This window comes from Pandoraea faecigallinarum (assembly GCF_001029105.3).
Lineage (GTDB): Bacteria > Pseudomonadota > Gammaproteobacteria > Burkholderiales > Burkholderiaceae > Pandoraea > Pandoraea faecigallinarum.
Map to the genome: position 1 here is coordinate 547778 of NZ_CP011807.3, position 16191 is coordinate 563968.

Annotated in this window: 15 protein-coding genes; 7 read left to right on the top strand and 8 right to left on the bottom strand. The window is 64.4% G+C overall.

The window, feature by feature from the left end:
* Positions 1 to 2 precede the first annotated feature (2 nt).
* The 4 genes from cydB to rpoH form a co-directional block, all read right to left on the bottom strand.
* A complete protein-coding gene (cydB, locus tag AB870_RS02490; RefSeq protein ID WP_047908709.1) occupies positions 3 to 1139 on the bottom strand; it encodes a cytochrome d ubiquinol oxidase subunit II in 1137 nt (378 codons plus the stop codon).
* A gap of 27 nt (positions 1140 to 1166) precedes the next feature.
* Positions 1167 to 2789 carry a cytochrome ubiquinol oxidase subunit I gene (locus AB870_RS02495; RefSeq protein WP_047906807.1) on the bottom strand — a complete coding sequence of 541 codons (1623 nt, stop codon included), beginning with the start codon at positions 2787 to 2789 and terminating at the stop codon, positions 1167 to 1169.
* Positions 2779 to 3105 carry a cytochrome oxidase putative small subunit CydP gene (gene cydP, locus AB870_RS26235; RefSeq protein WP_064674753.1) on the bottom strand — a complete coding sequence of 109 codons (327 nt, stop codon included), beginning with the start codon at positions 3103 to 3105 and terminating at the stop codon, positions 2779 to 2781. The genes AB870_RS02495 and cydP overlap by 11 nt, the downstream gene beginning before the upstream one ends.
* Before the next feature lie 481 nt (positions 3106 to 3586).
* Positions 3587 to 4435 carry an RNA polymerase sigma factor RpoH gene (gene rpoH / locus AB870_RS02505; protein WP_237170105.1) on the bottom strand — a complete coding sequence of 283 codons (849 nt, stop codon included), beginning with the start codon at positions 4433 to 4435 and terminating at the stop codon, positions 3587 to 3589.
* A 312-nt stretch (positions 4436 to 4747) separates the two neighbouring features.
* Between rpoH and AB870_RS02510 the strand changes: the two genes are divergently transcribed.
* Positions 4748 to 5131 (top strand): nuclear transport factor 2 family protein, encoded by a 384-nt coding sequence (locus AB870_RS02510; protein WP_047906809.1) that lies wholly within the window; start codon positions 4748 to 4750, stop codon positions 5129 to 5131.
* 238 nt (positions 5132 to 5369) lie between these two features.
* Here AB870_RS02510 and ybiB read toward each other — a convergent pair whose 3' ends face one another.
* A complete protein-coding gene (ybiB, locus tag AB870_RS02515) occupies positions 5370 to 6326 on the bottom strand; it encodes a DNA-binding protein YbiB (RefSeq protein ID WP_047906810.1) in 957 nt (318 codons plus the stop codon).
* Between the two features lie 222 nt (positions 6327 to 6548).
* Between ybiB and maiA the strand changes: the two genes are divergently transcribed.
* Both maiA and AB870_RS02525 read left to right on the top strand, forming a co-directional pair.
* The gene (maiA, locus tag AB870_RS02520; protein WP_047908711.1) at positions 6549 to 7205 is read left to right on the top strand and encodes a maleylacetoacetate isomerase; all 657 of its coding nucleotides are present in this window, start codon (positions 6549 to 6551) and stop codon (positions 7203 to 7205) included.
* Positions 7202 to 7828 (top strand): LysE/ArgO family amino acid transporter, encoded by a 627-nt coding sequence (locus tag AB870_RS02525; RefSeq protein WP_047906811.1) that lies wholly within the window; start codon positions 7202 to 7204, stop codon positions 7826 to 7828. The genes maiA and AB870_RS02525 overlap by 4 nt, the downstream gene beginning before the upstream one ends.
* Before the next feature lie 149 nt (positions 7829 to 7977).
* On the opposite strand, the gene ftsY is transcribed toward AB870_RS02525, so the two are convergent.
* Positions 7978 to 9171: a signal recognition particle-docking protein FtsY gene (ftsY, locus tag AB870_RS02530; protein ID WP_157112423.1), complete on the bottom strand. Its 1194-nt coding sequence runs from the start codon at positions 9169 to 9171 to the stop codon at positions 7978 to 7980.
* Positions 9172 to 9648: 477 nt separating this feature from the next.
* Between ftsY and AB870_RS02535 the strand changes: the two genes are divergently transcribed.
* Both AB870_RS02535 and AB870_RS02540 read left to right on the top strand, forming a co-directional pair.
* Complete coding sequence (locus AB870_RS02535) at positions 9649 to 11076, top strand: M16 family metallopeptidase (protein ID WP_418303982.1); 1428 nt, start codon at positions 9649 to 9651, stop codon at positions 11074 to 11076.
* 13 nt (positions 11077 to 11089) lie between these two features.
* Positions 11090 to 12532 carry a M16 family metallopeptidase gene (locus AB870_RS02540; protein ID WP_053059536.1) on the top strand — a complete coding sequence of 481 codons (1443 nt, stop codon included), beginning with the start codon at positions 11090 to 11092 and terminating at the stop codon, positions 12530 to 12532.
* Positions 12533 to 12611: 79 nt separating this feature from the next.
* Here the strand turns inward: AB870_RS02540 and AB870_RS02545 are convergent, their stop codons facing one another.
* Together AB870_RS02545 and nodI are read right to left on the bottom strand one after the other, a co-directional pair.
* The gene (locus AB870_RS02545) at positions 12612 to 13394 is read right to left on the bottom strand and encodes an ABC transporter permease (protein WP_269466246.1); all 783 of its coding nucleotides are present in this window, start codon (positions 13392 to 13394) and stop codon (positions 12612 to 12614) included.
* A gap of 91 nt (positions 13395 to 13485) precedes the next feature.
* The gene (gene nodI / locus AB870_RS02550) at positions 13486 to 14403 is read right to left on the bottom strand and encodes a nodulation factor ABC transporter ATP-binding protein NodI (RefSeq protein WP_047906813.1); all 918 of its coding nucleotides are present in this window, start codon (positions 14401 to 14403) and stop codon (positions 13486 to 13488) included.
* A gap of 387 nt (positions 14404 to 14790) precedes the next feature.
* Between nodI and rsmD the strand changes: the two genes are divergently transcribed.
* Both rsmD and coaD read left to right on the top strand, forming a co-directional pair.
* A complete protein-coding gene (rsmD, locus tag AB870_RS02555) occupies positions 14791 to 15384 on the top strand; it encodes a 16S rRNA (guanine(966)-N(2))-methyltransferase RsmD (protein ID WP_047906814.1) in 594 nt (197 codons plus the stop codon).
* Positions 15385 to 15439: 55 nt separating this feature from the next.
* Entirely contained in the window at positions 15440 to 15934 is a 495-nt protein-coding gene (gene coaD, locus AB870_RS02560; RefSeq protein WP_047906815.1) for a pantetheine-phosphate adenylyltransferase, read from the top strand.
* Positions 15935 to 16191: the final 257 nt, after the last annotated feature.

The following is a 16191-nucleotide window of genomic DNA, read 5'->3' on the forward strand; positions in this document are numbered from 1 at the left end:
GATCAGTACATCGTATGCGGGTTGTCGTTGACCGTCTCGATCGTCACGCGCCCACGGATCACGCGGTACACCCAGCCGGTGTAGAGCAGGACGATGGGCAGGAAGACGATCACGGCGATCAGCATGATTTGCAGCGTGAGCTGGCTCGACGTGGCATCCCAGACCGTGAGGCTGCTGCCCGGCGCAGTGGCCGAGGGCATCACGAACGGGAACATCGAGAAGCCGGCAGTGAGGATGATGCCGGCCATCATCAGACCGGTCACCACGAACGTCCACGCATAGGTGCGGCTCGTGGCGAGCAGTGCGGCAAGCAGCGCGCACAGACACGCGACGATCGGTGCGACCATCATCCACGGGTACGTTTGATAGTTCGTGAGCCAGAGGCCCGGGCCGGTGGTGACCTGCTTCATGAGCGGGTTGGCCGGTGCGTCGGTCGCGCCCATCCGGGTGATGGCGAAGCCGTCGACGTGGGTGGCGATCAGTCCACCCGCCACGAGGAACAACAGCAGCGTGCCCAGGGCGGTGAGGCGCATGATGCGTCCGGCACGCTCGGCCACGACCGGGTCGGCCTTCATGCGCAGGTGTGCCGCACCGTGGGTGAGCAGCATGAGCAGGCTCACCAGCCCGCACAGCAGCGCGAACGGATTGAGCAATGCCCAGAACGAGCCGGTGTACGTCGAGCGCAGGGTGTTGTCGAATGAGAACGGCAGGCCGAGCAGCAGGTTGCCGAAGGCCACGCCGAACACGAGCGAGGGCACGGTGCTGCCGACGAACAGCGCCCAGTCCCATGAGTTCCGCCAGCGAGCACTCGGCAGCTTGTTGCGATAGTCGAAACCGACCGGCCGCAGAAACAGCGCGAACAGCACGAGCAGCAACGCCCAGTACAGCCCTGAGAAGGCCGCGGCATAGACGAGCGGCCACGCGGCGAACATCGCGCCGCCCGCCGTCACGAACCACACCTGATTGCCCTCCCACGTGGGGGCGACGGTGTTGATGATGACGCGTCGCTCCGCGTCGGTCTTGCCCAGAAAGGGCAGCAGCGTGCCGGTGCCCATGTCGAAGCCGTCGAAGAAAGCGAAGCCGATCAGCAGCACGCCGACGAGCACCCACCAGATCAGCTTGAGTACGGTGTAATCGATCATCATGATGTCGTGTCTCCCTGACGATCAGACCGAAGCGGCCGGACGATCGCTGCCGATGGCAGTGCCGTGCGTACCATGCGTGCCTTGCACGCCTTCGGTCTCGAAGTGGTAGCGGCCGGTGTGCAGCGACGACGGGCCGAGCTTGACGTACTTCACCATCAGGAACATTTCGATGACGAGCAGCGCGGTGTAGAAGACGATGAAGCCCGCGAGGCTCATGTACAGATCGCTGGCAGCGAGCGACGACGTCGAGAGATGGGTCGGCAGAATGCCCGCGATGGTCCACGGCTGACGCCCTACTTCGGCCACGATCCAGCCGAATTCGGCAGCGAGCCACGGCAGCGGAATCGCCCACACGCACCAGCGCAGGAACCACGCCGCACGCGGCTTGAGCAGACGGCGGCGCGCACACAGCCAGAAGGCCCAAAGGAATGTGAACAGGAACAGGAAGCCGAGGCCGACCATGATGCGGAACGACCAGAACACGGGCGCGACCGGCGGGATCGTGTCGTTGGCCGCCATGTGGATCTGCTCCGGCGTGGCGTCGACGACGTTCGGCGTGTATTTCTTGAGCAACAGGCCGTAACCGAGGTCGTCCTTGTACTTTTCGAACTCGGCGCGCACGGCCGGCGACGTATCGCCGCCACGCAGCTTCTCAAGCGCCGCGAAGGCGAGCATGCCGCGCTTGATGTTGTCCTTGTGCTCGTCGCGCAGTTGCGTAAGACCGATCACCGGCGTATCGACCGAGCGCGTGGCAATCAGCCCCATTGCCCAGGGAATCTTCACGGCATAATCGGTGCGCTCTTCCTTCTGGTTCGGCAAGCCGAACAGCGTGAACGACGCGGGCGGCCTGGCCGTCTCCCATTCCGCTTCAATGGCCGCGAGCTTTACCTTCTGCACTTCGCCGGTGGTGTAACCGGATTCGTCGCCGAGCACGATCACGGAGAGGGTGGACGCCAGACCGAAGCCCGCTGCGACCGCGAACGAGCGCAAGGCGAACGGCACGTCGCGCCGCTTGAGCAGGTACCACGCGGAAATGCCGAGCACGAACATGGCGGCGGTCACGTAGCCGGCGGAGAGCGTATGCACGAACTTCACCTGCGCCACCGGGTTGAAGACCACTTCCCAGATGCTGTTGAGCTCCATGCGCATGGTCTCGTAGTTGAAGTGCGCACCGACCGGATTGTTCATCCAGCCGTTCGCCACCAGAATCCACAACGCCGAGAGATTGGAGCCGAGCGCCACGGCGAACGTCGTCGCGAGGTGGCCGATGCGCGAGAGCTTGTTCCATCCGAAGAAGAACAGACCCACGAACGTCGCTTCGAGGAAGAACGCCATCAGCCCCTCGATGGCCAGCGGCACCCCGAAGATGTCGCCGACGTAATGAGAGTAGTAGGCCCAGTTGGTGCCGAACTGGAATTCGAGCGTGAGACCGGTGGTCACGCCCATGGCGAAGTTGATCAGAAAGAGCTTGCCCCAGAACTGGGTCATGTCTTTGTAGATCTGCTTGCCGGTCATCGCATAGACCGATTCCATGATGACGAGCAGCCACGACAGGCCCAATGTGAGCGGGACGAACAGAAAGTGATACAGCGCCGTTATGGCGAACTGCAAGCGCGAGAGGTCGACGACTTCGCTACTGATCATGGCGGACACCTTGATTTTTGGTGGGGGACTGCGCTTCGACGGCCTGCGGCCCGATCAGGGCGCGGGCCACGACGTCCGGCGGCAACTGCATATGCTTTGCCATCGGGGCGCCAAAGAACGCGTGCTTCAGGATAAACAGGAGTACTACCTTGATCGCGAGCACGATCAGGATTTCGAGGGCGAAACGGGAAGGCCGGGTGCGCCAGCGCCGAACCATCCAGGCGAGTACGCCGGCGGCGGGCGTGTTTGCCGGGGGCGCGGCGGCGCGTGCGGCCGTGGCGAGTGGCTTAGGACTGCTAGGAGAGTGGGTGTCCATCCGTGACGGCTCCTGGCGTCGAAAGTCGTGTGTCGGAAACAGCGTCGACTTTCGGCGCATTTTGCCTTATCGCTTGAAAATGTCAAACCGCAGCGCGCGGGGGCGGATGACACGCAGATGACGCTGGTTCGATGCGGATCCGCCGCTGGCGATGCCGGCGGATGAGAAGCGGATTCGAGACGAGGTTTCGGCGCGGCGAACGGCCCCCGGGCCGTCCTTCGCACGTAGCATGGCCACGTACGAGCCGATTCTATCGGCCGCGCTTTCGGGCGACCTTGCGATGCATCAAGTGTCGCGCAGATGGGGCGTGAACTTTCGACACCCAATAAAAAAGCCCCGTGAAGCGCACGGGGCTTGGTTGCCGGCAATGTTAGACCGGCACGGACCGGGGGGCCGTGTGGCAATTTGTCGCGTGTCGCAAACGAGTCCCGCAAGCGGGCCGTGCGACGCCGGCATGCCCGACGGTGTTCCCGGCCGGGAGTTACGCGAACGCTTGCAGGGCGCCTTTCATCTTCTTCATCGCCGCGACTTCGATCTGACGAATACGCTCGGCGGATACGCCGAACTCATCGGCCAGTTCGTGCAGCGTGGCACCACCGCTGCCGTCGTCGGCCACCGACAGCCAGCGCGCCTCGATGATGCGGCGGCTGCGCGGATCGAGCCGGGCGAGGGCGGTTTGCAGACCGTCGCTTTGCAGATGGTCACGCTCACGTGCGGCGATCACGGCGGTCGGCTCCTGGTGGGAGTCGGCCAGATAGGCGATCGGGGCGAAGCTCGCACTCTCGCCGTCGTCGCTGTGACCTTCGAGGGCGATATCGCCACCCGACATGCGCGTTTCCATCTCGACGACATCTTCACGCTTGACGTTCAGGTCGCGGGCGACCTGATCGATCTCTTCCTGCGTGAAGGCCTGCAAGCCCTGCTTCTGGCTGCGCAGGTTGAAAAACAGCTTGCGCTGAGCCTTGGTCGTGGCGACCTTGACCGTGCGCCAGTTCTTCAACACGTACTCGTGGATTTCGGCCTTGATCCAATGCATGGCATACGACACCAGACGCACACCCTGCGCCGGGTCGAAACGCTTCACAGCCTTCATCAGACCGATATTGCCTTCCTGAATCAGGTCGGCGTGGGGCAGACCGTAGCCAAGGTAGTTACGCGCGATCGATACCACCAGACGCAGGTGCGAGAGCACGAGCTGGCGGGCGGCTTCGAGGTCGTCGTTTTCACGCAGACGCTTGGCGAGCGACTGCTCTTCCTCGGCGGAAAGCATGGGAATGCGATGGACAGCCTGAATGTAGCTGTCGATATTGCCCAGACTGCCCGGCAGCATCAAAGCCGACGGGGCGAGAGCTAGGGCACGCGAAGTCGGCGCCGTGCCGGTGGCCGGCGTCGTCGGATGCTTGTTGGCGGCAGTACTCAAGTGGTGGACTCCTGGTTAGCCTCTGGGAAAGCATTTTAGCACTCTCTTTTGATGAGTGCTAAAGACGTTAGAACCCTTACCGGACGGGAAGTTTCCGGCGTCTCGGGGTTTTCCAGCACCCCCCGTCAAACGGGAGAAGTCACTGGCGCAAACGTGACTCGGATGGTGTAAATTGCAACCCAAGCCGCGTGCGCATATGGATGGCGAAGACGGGAGGTCAGCATGGCTGGGAAGCACATTGACGAGGTGCGGCGACGCGAGTCGGAGCGCTTCGAGGCGATGATCGAGTGCGACGTTGACAAGTTGAGCACGCTGCTCGCCGATGGACTCCATTACGTCCATTCGAACGGAAAACGCGAATCGAAAACCGAATTCCTCAATGCGCTCAGCTCTGGTCGCCGCAAATACGCCGCCATCGACGTGACCGGGCAGGAATTGCGCCAATTCGGCGACACCGTCGTGGTGACCGGCAAGCTCGATGTCGAACTGGAAACGGCAACCGGCTCGCTGAATTCCCTGATGATGTACACCGCGGTCCATGTGCTTGAAGCCGGGGTCTGGCATCTGATCTCATGGCAGGCGACCCGTATGGCGTCGCCGGAATGACATGCCGGTGACGCTTCCTTCGTCAGCGGCGGCCTCGCCCGTTACGCTTCGGGCGTCCTCTCCAAAACAAAAGCTTTGACGCATTTCGGGACGAATTGTTCCGGAAAAAGTCGATTATTATCATCGTCTTTCGGAATTGCATCGAAATTCGCACGAGTTGACCGGTGTTGTGCGGATATTTCGACGTAAAGGCTGACAAGACGACGGCACGCCCATTGCCGCCGCCCCACCCCGTTCGTCACCCGGCAACTCCAATCGCCCGACGGATCACTTCCACCTGACGCGCGATGGGCGCGGGTATCGGGAGGTCGCCCGCCAGCACGGCCTCGATCCAACGGGCGGTCGCCGGAGCGTCGGCGGCGGGCAGCGGCGGCGGCACGCCGGTGGCGCCTTCCTCCGCCGCCTGCCACAGGCGGTAAGTCCCGTCCGAGTACCCTTCGATGGCGGTTTGACGACGGGCGTCCGCTACCGGTTCGCCCTCCGTGCCCCGCGCCAGCAAAACGCCCGGGCCGGGGCTGTTTTCGGCAACGGCGAACATTTCGCCAAGCGTCTCCCGATATTCCGGATGCGTATAGTTCACCAGCCGAAGCGCAGGTCCCGCGAACGGCTGCAGAAGTTTGACGACGGTATGCCCCGAGTTGCGCACGCCCAATGGTGCGCGCATTTCGAGCAGACGTTCCAGCGCGGGCGATAGCGAGGCGAGCGGCAGATAGGCGACACGCCGGGTGCACAAGGCCTCCTGCGCGTTGGCGGCCGAGCCGCTGGCGGGGTAACCGAGTTCCGAAAAGATCGCCTGTGTGCCGGTGCGATTTGCGCCGCTGTGATGCTGGCCGTGCACCAGTACCGGAATGCCGTCGCGCGCGAGCAGCAAGGCGAGCAGCGGCGTGAGATTCGGCTGCTTGCGCGCGCCGTTGTAGCTGGGCAGCAGCACGGGCGGAGGCGCGTCGGCGGGCGCGGTGAGCGGCGTGAACGTGGCGTGCGCGGCGTCGAGCATGGCGCGCAGCTCGACCGGGGTCTCGCCCTTGATCCGGTAAGCGATCAGCACGCCGCCCAATTCGGCGGGCGACACGCGATCGGCGAGGATGGCGTCGAACAGCGTGCGGGTTTCGTCGGCGCTCAGTGCACGGGCGCCTTTGGCCCCCCGGGCGATGATCTTGAGCAGCGGGGCGCAGGCAAATGAGGCGGTGGCGGTCATGACGCTTCCATCGTCGTTGAGTGGGGCGCCAGCGCAGCGGCGGCAGGAATGGCCAGCGGTCCGCCCGGCGGTGTCTTTCCATCATACGCAATCAAATGTCATCGCGGCCAGTGCTTGCAGTACCATCTCGGGTTCGGACGCGACGCCCGGCACCCCCGTATGGCGGTCGTGGCTGGCGCGTTCGCCGCATTTCACCCCCAATTTCCGCTTTCGAGGTCTGCCATGTCCACGCTGTACAGCTATTTCCGCAGTTCCGCCGCGTATCGTGTGCGTATCGCTCTGAATCTGAAAGGGCTCGATTACGACATCGTGCCGGTGCATCTGGTGCGCGATGGCGGAGAGCAGCTCAAACCGGCGTACCGCGCGCTCAATGTGAACGGGCTGGTGCCCACGTTCGTCGACGGCGACGTGAACATCCATCAGTCGCTGGCCATCATCGAGTATCTCGAAGAGGTGCATCCGGCGCCGGCGCTTCTGCCAGCCGATCCCGTGGCGCGTGCGCAGGTCCGTGCGCTGGCGCTGGACATCGCGGCAGACATCCACCCGATCGACAATCTGCGCGTGCTGCGCTTTCTCAAACACGACATGGGCGTGACGGAGGAGCAGAAGAACGCCTGGTACGTGCACTGGATCGTGGAAGGTTTCAAGGCGCTGGAAGCGCGTCTGGCAGCGCAGGCCTCGCCGGGCAAGTTCGTCGTCGGCGATACGCCGACGCTGGCGGACTGCTGCCTGATCCCGCAGATCTACAACGCCATGCGTTTCAAGGTGGACATGACGCCCTTCCCGCGCCTTGCGGCCATCGACGCGCATTGCAGCACGCTCGACGCCTTCCGTCGCGCTGCACCGGAGGCGCAACCCGACGCCGAGTCCGCCAAATGATCGATCCCGCATTCTGGCGGGGCATGGCGCTTGGCGCCAGCCTCATCATGGCCATCGGCGCGCAAAACGCGTTCGTGTTGCGCCAGGGCATTCTGAAGCGCCACGTCGGAATCGTCGTGACGGTTTGCGCGGTCTGCGACATGGTGCTGATCGCGGCCGGCGTGGCCGGTATGGGGGGACTGATCGCCGCTTATCCGGCCTTCATCACCATCGTGACATGGGGTGGGGCGGCGTTCCTGTTCCTCTACGGTTTGCGCGCGTGGCGCGCGGCGTTTCGTGGCGCGGGCGTGTTGCAGGCGGACGGCAGCCGGGCCGCGACGCAGGAGATGTCGTGGCAGCGCGCGGCTGTGCTTGTGCTGATGCTCTCGATACTCAACCCGCACGTCTATCTCGACACGGTGATCCTGCTCGGTGGTATCGGGGCGCGTGAGGCCGCGCCTGGCAACGTGTGGTTCGCAGGCGGCGCGATGATGGCCTCGGTGCTGTGGTTCGCCGCGCTGGGCTATGGCGCACGATTGCTCGCACCGCTCTTTTCGCGCGCGCGCGCGTGGCAAATTCTCGACGGTATCGTCGGTCTGATGATGTGGGGACTTTGCGCCGGACTCGTCGCCCAGCAGGTGTGACGGTAACGGCGTTACCGGCGGCCGAAAAGCCAACGGCCCGCCACGAATGTGTGCGGGCCGGTCGCGTGCGGCGTCTCGGTGCGGGGTGCGTGGTACGTATTGCGTGGTAGGTATTGCGTGGTGCGACCCGCTGCGAAGTGCGCGCCGGGTCAGCCCAGAAGCGCGTCGGCGAATTCGCGTGCCGAGAACGGTTGCAGATCTTCGACCTTTTCGCCCACGCCGATGAAATACACGGGCACCGGCCGCTGACGGGCAATCGCCGCGAGGATTCCGCCCTTGGCGGTGCCGTCGAGCTTTGTCACGATAAGGCCGGTAAGTTTGAGCGCGTCGTCGAACGCCTTGACCTGCGCGAGCGCGTTCTGGCCGGTGTTGGCGTCGATGACCAGCAGAACTTCGTGCGGCGCACCGTCGGCGGCCTTGCCCAGCACGCGCTTGATCTTCTTGAGTTCTTCCATCAGATGCAACTGCGTGGGCAGACGGCCTGCCGTGTCTGCCATCACGATGTCGATCTTGCGGGCGCGAGCGGCGCTCACGGCGTCGAACACGACAGCGGCCGGATCGCCGCTTTCCTGCGCAACGACGGCAACGTTGTTACGTTCGCCCCAGATGGCCAGCTGCTCGCGGGCGGCCGCGCGGAACGTGTCGCCGGCGGCGAGCAGCACGGATTGCCCGTAGTGCTGGAAGTGCTTGGCGAGCTTGCCGATGCTGGTTGTCTTCCCGGCACCGTTCACGCCTGCGATCATCACGACCAGCGGCGCTTCGCGCCCGAGCACGAGGCTTTGCTCCAGCGGTTGCAGCAACTCGACCAGCAGGTCGTGCAGTGCGCGCTTGACCTGCGCGCCCTCCGTCAGCCGTTCGGCCTTGACCTTCTTGCGCAGTGCGTCGAGCAGATAGGTGGTGGCTTCCACACCGGCGTCGCTCATCAGCAGCGCGCCTTCGAGTTCTTCGAACAGATTCTCATCGACCCTCACGCCGACGAAAATGCCCGTGAGACCTGCGCTCGTCTTCGACAGACCGGCCTTCAGGCGGGTGAGCCACGAACGCTTGGCCGCCGGTGCCGGTGCAGGGGCGGAAACGATCTCGCCGATAACTTCGCCATCCGAGTCCTTGACGACGACGGGAGCCGGGGGCGGCGCGACGGGTTCTGGCGCCTGCGCCGGTTCGACGGCTTCGATGGTTTCGACAGCTTCGACGGCTTCGACGGCTTCGACGGCTTCGACGGCTTCGACGGGGGCAACGGCCTGGCCCGACGTGGCGGACGTGAGGTCCACCGGCGCGGGCGTTACTTGCGGCGCCGGGGCGGACGTAATCGGTGCTCCTGGCGCTCCCGGCGCTTCCCGCATTGGGATTTCGGCTTGAGCGGATTCGGACTGTGCCTTATTTTCGACGGTGCGCGGCGCGGATTCGACCGGTCCTGCGGCCGGGGCCGGGGTCGATGGCGTGGATTGCGGTGCCGGTGCGGCGTGTGCCGGCTGGACCGGTTCGATCGGTGCGGCCTGCGGCGACTGCGATTGTGAGGGCGCCTGCTGGCTTTGCGTCGACGGGACCGGCGCGTTCGCGTCGGGCAATTCCGGCGATCCGGTCGGTGCGGGGCCAGTCTCGGCGGCCTTGTTACCGCCTGACTTGAAGCGCTTGAAGAAACTAAACATGGGGTGAAGAACTCAACGTGGGGGCGCGCGATCGGCGTGCGGCTATGATTTGTCGTGCCATTCGCGCCGCACAAAACGCCCTACAATGGGCGGGTCGTTGTTTCCGACGCGGGAAATGCGACGTATTTTATCAGACGCGAATCGACGTCCATGAAGGGCGAAAGGGGATCCATGACGGGAACCATGCGCTGGCGATACGCCTTTGCCGGATTGGCTCTGGCAGGGGTGATGAGCCTGAGCCATGCTGCCGACGCCGTTGGCAACGGCGGCAGCAAGACGGCGGATAACACTTCGGAATTCACGCTGGAGAACGGCCTGCGGCTGATCGTGCGCGAAGACCACCGGGCACCGACGGTGGCTCACGTGGTCTGGTACCGCGCCGGGTCGCTCGACGAATTCAATGGCACCACGGGCGTCGCCCATGCGCTCGAACACATGATGTTCAAGGGCACCAAAACGGTCGGACCGGGCCAGTTTTCACGTCAGGTCGCCGCGCTCGGCGGCCGGGAGAACGCTTTCACCAGCAAGGACTACACCGGCTATTTCGAGCAGACAGAGAAGTCGCGTCTGCCGGAGATGATGCGTCTCGAGGCCGACCGCATGGCGAACCTGTCGCTCTCGGCCGACGAATTTGCCAAAGAGATTCAGGTCGTGATGGAGGAGCGCCGTCTTCGCACGGACGACCAGCCACGCGCACTGCTCTACGAACAACTGATGGCGACCGCACTCGTTGCCAATCCGTACCGTCGCCCGATCGTTGGCTGGATGGACGATCTTCAGCACATGACCGTGCAGGACGCGCGCGACTGGTACGAGCGTTGGTACGCGCCGAACAACGCCGTGGTGGTCGTGAGCGGCGACGTGGATCCCGCACAGGTGAAAGCGCTGGCGCAACAGTACTACGGGCCGCTCAAGCCGCATACGTTGCCGGAGCGCCGTCCGCAGAACGAACCGGCGCAGCTTGGCGTGCGCCGGGTATTCGTGAAAGCGCCCGCCGAGAATCCGAACGTGATGCTCGCCTGGCGCGCCCCGCGTCTGACCGATGTGGAGAAGGACGACGACGTCTATGCCCTGCAAGTGCTCGCAGCGGTGCTCGACGGGTATGGCAATGCGCGACTGACGAGCCGTCTGGTGCGCGAGCAGCGCATCGCGAACGATGTCGGCGCGAGTTATGACGGTGTCGGCCGCGGCCCGCAGTTCTTCATCATGGACGCCACGCCGGCGCAGGGCAAAACGCCCGAGCAGATCGAGAAGGCGTTGCGTGCGCAGGTCGCCGACATCGCCGCGCACGGCGTAACGCAGGACGAACTCAAGCGCGTGAAGGCGCAGGTCGTCGCTTCGCAGATCTACAAGCGCGACTCGGTGTTCGGGCAGGCGATGGAAATCGGCCTGAACGAAATGTCGGGGATTTCGTGGCGTCAGATCGATCGCATGCTCGAAAAGGTGAAGGCCGTCACGCCTGCCCAGGTGCAGGCGGTGGCCGGCAAATACTTCGGCGACACCTCCTTGACGGTGGCGACGCTGCTGCCGCAGCCGATCGACGAAGCGACACGCAAGCGCCGCGCCCAAGGGGCGGAAGATCTGAAGAACATGCGCTGAGAGGGCCACACGAATGATGAAAATATCCGCACTGCTGCGTGCGTTCTCGCCTGCGCGCATGGGACTGCTGGCTTCGGCTGCCGTTGGCGCGTTGATGACGTCGATGCCGCTCGCCGCGAATGCCGCGTTGCCGATTCAGAGCTGGATCGCTCCGTCGGGCGCCAAGGTGATGCTCGTGGAGAGCCGCTCCATTCCGATGATCGATCTGAATATCGATTTCGATGCGGGCAGCCGCTACGATCCGCCCGGCAAGTCCGGGCTGGCCTTGCTGACAGCGGGCCTGCTCGATGCCGGCGCGTCGGCCGCGGGCGGGCGCGCGGCACTGAGCGAAGCGCAGATTGCCGACCGCTTTGCCGACGTCGGCGCGATGGAGGCGACCAGCGCCGGGTGCGATGCCGCAACCGTCACCCTGCGCACGTTGTCCTCGGCTGCCGAGCGCGATGCTGCCGTCAATACGCTTGCGCAGTTTCTGCAACATCCCACGTTCCCCGAAGCGGTGCTCAAGCGCGAGACGGCGCGTCTGTCGTCGGCGATTGCCGAGGAGGACACGAAGCCCGAGGCGATTGCCGAGAAGGCGTTCCGCAGCGCGATCTACGGCAGCCATCCCTATGGCGTGACGCCCACGGTCGCCAGCGTGAACGCCGTCAAACGCGACGATCTGGTGCGCTTTTATCGCGACATGTACAGCCCGAAGCGAGCGGTCGTCTCCATCGTCGGCGACATCGATCGTGCGCAGGCGGAAAAGCTGGTCGCACAGTTGACCGACGCGATGCCTGCGGGCATTGCGCCGCCGGCGTTGCCGCCGGTGGCGGCGCTGCGCAGTGCGGTGCAGATCGATCTGCCGCACCCGGCCGAGCAGGCGCATATCGCGACCGGACAGGCGTCGATGGCGCGCAGCGATCCCGACTACTTCCCGTTGCTCGTGGGCAACTACGTGCTGGGTGGTGGCGGCTTCGTATCGCGTCTGACGGCGGAAGTGCGGGAGAAGCGCGGTCTGACGTACGGTGTGTCGAGCGGGTTCATGCCGCAGTTGCAGGAAGGGCCGTTCGAGATCAACTTGCAAACGCGTCGCGAGCAAGCGCCCGAAGCACTGAAGGTCGTGCGGGAAACGCTTGCGAAGTTCGTGCAGAACGGGCCGACGGATGAGGAAATGAAGGCCGCGAAGGACAATCTGACGAACGGCTTCCCGCTGCGGCTCGACAGCAATCGCAAGCTGCTGGCCAATGTGGCCGCCATCGGCTTCTACAATTTGCCGCTGGACTATCTCGATACGTGGACGGCCCGGGTTGAAGCGGTCACCGCCGCGCAGGTGAAGGACGCCTTTGCACGTCACGTGCAACCGGACCGTCTGGCGACTGTCGTCGTCGGCCCCAGCAACGTCTTCGGTGCGGCCAGCGCCGGTGCCGCGGCCCCGAGTGCGACACCTGCGCCACCGACCCGCATGCGGACACAGTGAGCCGGGGCATGCCGTTGCCGGCGTGGCGGGGCTACTTGCCCCATGCGCCATGCCCTACGCCTTGCCTCGATCGGGCGCGTTATCGAAGAATTCGCCGTCGCAGCAACACCAGTGCGGCACCAAAGCCGGCGAGCGTGTAAATCGCGAGTGCGCCGGCGTGAAGCCACGGCAACTCGACGGCGCGCCCCAGCATGGCGGGACGAATCAACGCCACCGCATGCGCCAGCGGCAGCCACTCGGTGATATGCCGCGCTGCCGCGGGCAGTTGCGACAGCGGGAAGAACACACCGGAGAGCAGCAGCATCGGGGTCATCACGAGCGTCTGGTAGAACATAAAGAAGTCGTAGCTCGGGGCGAGCGCCGTCATGACCATGGCGAGACTGGCGAACGCCAGGCCGGCGAGCAGGATGGCCACGCCTGAGAGCACTGCCTTGCTCGCGGCCCAGACGACTTCGCCCAGTACGACATCCCCCAGCGTGAGCGGCGTATGCATGAGCGCTTCCCATGTGCGTTGCACGTGCATACGCGAAAAGCCGGAATACATCGACTCGAAGCTCGCGGAGAACATTACGCTCGAACCGACGGTGCCCGCAGCCAGAAAGGCGATGTAGGACGTGCCGTCGACGTCGCCGACCATCATGCCGAGACCGAACCCCAGGCCGAAGAGATAGATCATGGGATCAGCCAGATTGCCGAACATCGATGCGACGGCGAGCTTGCGCCAGACGAGAAAGTTGCGTCGCCACACGCCCATCCACGGAGTGACGCCCGGCAGATAGCGTGGCGCGTCGGGGGGGTGAGAGGCGGGCGGGGTGTCATCGATGCCCGGAGGCGATGTTCTTGTCGGGGGCGCGATAGGCATGTGATATGAGGAATGCGTCGTGGAACGGGGCTTGGAGTGCGCTGTGGAGGGAGAGGCGCTTGCGGTGTCCCGCGTGTCGCGTCGATCCTGTTCAGTCATCGCGCATCTCCCGGCCGGTGAGCTTGAGAAAGACATCTTCCAGATTGGCGGGCCGGTGCAGATACCGCACGCCGGGCATGTCTTGCAGGGCATGGACGATGGGGGCAGCGTCGCGCACGTAGCAGAAATGCGTCTCGCCGCTGGTTTCGATGCGTTCGGCGCGCGGTGCCAGGCTGGCGAGCAACCCCGGCGGTACATCGCCAAAGACTTCGACGACATCGCAGCCGATCTCCCGCGCGACCAGTTCGGGCGGCGTGCCTTCGGCGATCTTGCAACCCGCATCGATAACGCACAGGCGGTGACACAGGCGCTCGGCTTCTTCCATGAAGTGTGTCGTCAGCAAGATCGTCTTGCCTTCGTTCATCAACGATTTCAGACGCTCCCAGATCAGATGCCGTGCCTGCGGGTCGAGGCCGGTGGTCGGCTCGTCGAGTATCAGCACGTCGGGATTATTGATGAGCGCGCGGGCCAGGGTGAGGCGGCGCTTCATGCCGCCCGAGAGCTGGCTCACGCGCGCGTCGGCCTTCGACTCCAGTCGCGCGAAACCCAGTAACGCGGGTACGCGCTCCTTGATGTCGGTCGAGGAGAGTCCGAAATAGCGGCCGAAGACGGCGAGGTTCTCGCGTACGGTGAAGTCGGGGTCCAGATTGTCGAACTGCGGCACGACGCCGACGCGACGTCGCGCTTGCGGCGCCAGGCGCGGCACCGACATGCCGCCGAGACGGATCTCGCCGGTGTCGGGCGTGACCAGCCCGAGCAACATGCGCAATGTCGTGGTTTTGCCGGCCCCGTTGGGGCCCAGCAGGCCGAAACACTCCCCCGGCGCAACGCGCAGCGACAGGTGATCGACCACGGGGCGGCCGTCATAGGCCTTGCATAGCTCGGTTACCTCGATGGCGGCATCGGTCATGGCGAATCCGGCGGTCTCCTGTTTATCGTTGTTGAGGGGCAGGACAGACACAGGGGGGCTGGGCTGTCTCGGGTCCCTTCGATACCTGGCGGTGCAAGGCGTACGGCTTTCGGCGTACGGCATACGGCGTGCGATGACGGCACCGGCTGTCCATGATGGGACATCGATGCCGTCGCGGACGTTCACCGCCCGCCAATGAACGCGCGCTCGCAGGCGTCGCAAATCCTTGTGGGGCATGGGATGCGGGCGATGTGGTATGTTTCGCCTCAACAATGTAGCGTGAATTGTCATGATTTTGGATCCCAGGCGTGCCCAACGGCACGCGCAACCCCACGTTTGCACCGTCGACGGTGTGCTCGGCCAAACCCTATTGCGGAGGGCGGCGGTATGAAGTCCGGCACGGGTAACGTGGCGCGCGGCGCGCCGCAGCAGGTGCGCATCATCGGCGGCCAATGGAAGCGCACGCCGCTGCCGGTGCCGCCGGGCGACGGTCTGCGTCCCACGCCCGATCGCGTGCGCGAAACGCTGTTCAACTGGCTCGGACAGGACCTGACCGGCATGCAATGCCTCGACGCGTTCGCCGGTAGCGGCGCGCTCGGTTTCGAGGCCGCCTCGCGCGGGGCGCAGCGGGTGCTGATGATCGAATCGGCGGCGCCCGCCGTTCGCCAGCTACGCGCCAATCAGGCCAAACTCGGCGCCGATCAGATCGAGATCGTACAGGCCGATGCGAAACGCCTGATAACCACACTTTCGGGCGGGGTTTTCGACGTGGTATTTCTCGATCCCCCATTTGCGAGCGGCTGGTTGAACGACTTGCTGGTACCTGCCGCGCGGCTGCTGGCCCCGGGAGGGGTAATCTACGCAGAATCCGACGTCCCACTGGAAGACGACGCGCTCGCCGCGTGCGGCCTCTCGTGCCTGCGCCGCGCGAAAGCTGGAGCGGTGCATTATCATTTGCTTGAATCGATTCCGAAAACCTAGAGACCACAATGAACAAGTACGCAGTATCGGTCCCCAGCCGCGAGGAGACGTTGGCATGGTAGTGGCGATCTATCCGGGGACGTTCGACCCGTTGACCCGAGGGCACGAGGATCTGGTCCGCCGCGCGGCGGGCATTTTCGACAAACTCGTGGTCGGGGTGGCCGATAGCCGAAACAAGAAGCCGTTCTTCACGCTGGAGGAACGGATCGACATCGCGCGCGAAGTGCTGGGCCACTATCCGAACGTGAGCGTCGAGGGCTTCTCCGGTCTGCTCAAGGACTTCGTGCGCAAGCATCAGGCGCGTGTGATCGTGCGTGGTCTGCGTGCCGTGTCCGACTTCGAATATGAGTTCCAGATGGCCGGGATGAACCGCTATCTGCTGCCCGACGTCGAGACCATGTTCATGACGCCATCGGACCAATACCAGTTCATTTCGGGCACGATCGTGCGCGAGATTGCGCAACTCGGTGGCGATGTCAGCAAATTCGTGTTTCCGTCCGTCGAAAAATGGCTGGTCACGAAAGTCGGCGAGACGCCGCCCAAGGCCTGAGCCTACTGGCCGAAAGATCGGCGACGAGCGAAAACCCCGCAGCGTATCAGCACTCTGCGGGGTTTTTTGTTGCGCGCATGTCCAGGCGCGTTCACCTGGGTTCGATGACTCGGGTTCGACGACTTACGCTACGACGCCGGTCTTGGCGACCGTACGAGGAACCTGGCCGGGAGCGGCGTTTGCCTCGATTTGCCGGGCATCGCGTTCAAACGGCCGTCGGCCTTCGCTTTGTCGATGATGGCGTTGAGTTTTGCGAC

What these genes read in the sequence shown, in the direction of transcription:
- AB870_RS02495 (WP_047906807.1), bottom strand. Translation starts at nt 2,789, where the DNA reads ATGATCAGTAGCGAAGTCGTCGACCTCTCGCGCTTGCAGTTCGCCATA.
- cydP (WP_064674753.1), bottom strand. Translation starts at nt 3,105, where the DNA reads ATGGACACCCACTCTCCTAGCAGTCCTAAGCCACTCGCCACGGCCGCA.
- rpoH (WP_237170105.1), bottom strand. Translation starts at nt 4,435, where the DNA reads ATGCTGCCGGGCAGTCTGGGCAATATCGACAGCTACATTCAGGCTGTC.
- AB870_RS02510 (WP_047906809.1), top strand. Translation starts at nt 4,748, where the DNA reads ATGGCTGGGAAGCACATTGACGAGGTGCGGCGACGCGAGTCGGAGCGC.
- ybiB (WP_047906810.1), bottom strand. Translation starts at nt 6,326, where the DNA reads ATGACCGCCACCGCCTCATTTGCCTGCGCCCCGCTGCTCAAGATCATC.
- maiA (WP_047908711.1), top strand. Translation starts at nt 6,549, where the DNA reads ATGTCCACGCTGTACAGCTATTTCCGCAGTTCCGCCGCGTATCGTGTG.
- AB870_RS02525 (WP_047906811.1), top strand. Translation starts at nt 7,202, where the DNA reads ATGATCGATCCCGCATTCTGGCGGGGCATGGCGCTTGGCGCCAGCCTC.
- ftsY (WP_157112423.1), bottom strand. Translation starts at nt 9,171, where the DNA reads ATGCGGGAAGCGCCGGGAGCGCCAGGAGCACCGATTACGTCCGCCCCG.
- AB870_RS02535 (WP_418303982.1), top strand. Translation starts at nt 9,649, where the DNA reads ATGACGGGAACCATGCGCTGGCGATACGCCTTTGCCGGATTGGCTCTG.
- AB870_RS02540 (WP_053059536.1), top strand. Translation starts at nt 11,090, where the DNA reads ATGATGAAAATATCCGCACTGCTGCGTGCGTTCTCGCCTGCGCGCATG.
- AB870_RS02545 (WP_269466246.1), bottom strand. Translation starts at nt 13,394, where the DNA reads ATGCCTATCGCGCCCCCGACAAGAACATCGCCTCCGGGCATCGATGAC.
- nodI (WP_047906813.1), bottom strand. Translation starts at nt 14,403, where the DNA reads ATGACCGATGCCGCCATCGAGGTAACCGAGCTATGCAAGGCCTATGAC.
- rsmD (WP_047906814.1), top strand. Translation starts at nt 14,791, where the DNA reads ATGAAGTCCGGCACGGGTAACGTGGCGCGCGGCGCGCCGCAGCAGGTG.
- coaD (WP_047906815.1), top strand. Translation starts at nt 15,440, where the DNA reads ATGGTAGTGGCGATCTATCCGGGGACGTTCGACCCGTTGACCCGAGGG.